The 1,137-nt window shown below is 68.0% G+C and carries 1 protein-coding gene and 1 pseudogene; both read right to left on the bottom strand.

From position 1 onward, the window contains the following. Nucleotides 1-269: pseudogene (locus tag AB0I59_RS42040) on the bottom strand (hypothetical protein); the annotation flags it as partial. Next, nucleotides 269-397 carry a hypothetical protein gene (locus AB0I59_RS42035; RefSeq protein WP_358142675.1) on the bottom strand — a complete coding sequence of 43 codons (129 nt, stop codon included), beginning with the start codon at nt 395-397 and terminating at the stop codon, nt 269-271. The pseudogene AB0I59_RS42040 and the gene AB0I59_RS42035, both read right to left, overlap by 1 nt. Between the last annotated feature and the right edge of the window lie 740 nt (nt 398-1,137).

Below are 1,137 nucleotides of genomic sequence, written 5' to 3'. Positions count from 1 at the left end.
GCGCCGAGCCGGCGGTCGCCGACCATGAGCGGCTTGCGCTTGAGCCGCTCGACCAGTCCCTCGATGGCGCTGTTGACCTCCTTGGTGTCCTTGCCAAGGCCGCAGCCCTTCTTGACGCACCAGGTCAGAAACCTCTCGTAGGCGAGCTGGGAGGTGCCGCCCGAGCCGCGTGGGTCGAAGCTCACCAGGTCGTAATGTTCGCGCAGGGCCGCGTACTTCTGGTGGCTCGCCGCCAGGTTGATGACGCCGTTGCCGCCGCCGAAGTTCATCACCAGCGAGCCGATCCGGTGCCGGTGGCCTTCGCTCTGATCACCGCGACGTCGACGGTCCCGGCGGCCGGGTTGCCGTAGTCGAGCGGCACGGTCAGCTTGCCGCACGCCAGGCCCGCAGTGGACACGGGCAATCCGGTACACGCCCCCAAGAGATCGCGGGTGCCGTGGCGGCCGTACCGGTGGTCGTGTCTGCGACGGCGCCGGTGGCCGGCAGGATTCCCAGCGCGGCCACCATCGGCAGCACCAAAGACCTGGGAGATCGGAGGATCGACATGATCGCCTTCCGGGTTGAGGAATCTCTCCGCCGACCCTTCCAGCGGTGCTCCCGCGGCTCCTCCCCAATCGGGATGAAACCACTCGCCGGGTGGCCCTCCCCGCGACCGACGTCAAGATCCTGCGAATCGCCGGGAATCAAGAACCAAAGTCGATATGAGGGTGATACCAAAGTTTCAACAGCTGCTCTGGCACCTCGCCGTACCCGGTGACCTGTGGTCGCCGCCTGGCGGCCGGAGGAGCCCCCGGTCCAGCTCCCGTCTCGGCGTCGCCCTCGTCGGCGAGGGCGACCACGACGCGAAGCTCTTCAACGACGTCCGCGACGTGTGCCACCGTCCGAGTGCTCTTCCACGGACTGGATCCCAAGGCGTGCCCGGCAACCAAATAGCCACACCCTGTGGCCTACCAGGGCAGGACAGCACCGAGCAGGCGAATTCCAACTTCATGATCCATACCCCGAGCGCTGTTCGCGCACGCCGCCGCGGCCCCGGCCGCCATCGCCGCGCGGCTGCGCAGCCACCCTGTCCACTTCACCGTCGCGACCGGCTCGCGTACCTATCAGGCGACACTCGACGAGGCCGCGCTCGCATCG

The sequence above is a fragment of the Microtetraspora glauca genome, assembly GCF_040656155.1.
GTDB lineage: Bacteria > Actinomycetota > Actinomycetes > Streptosporangiales > Streptosporangiaceae > Microtetraspora > Microtetraspora glauca.
This window is presented reverse-complemented; position numbering and strand designations above follow the sequence as displayed.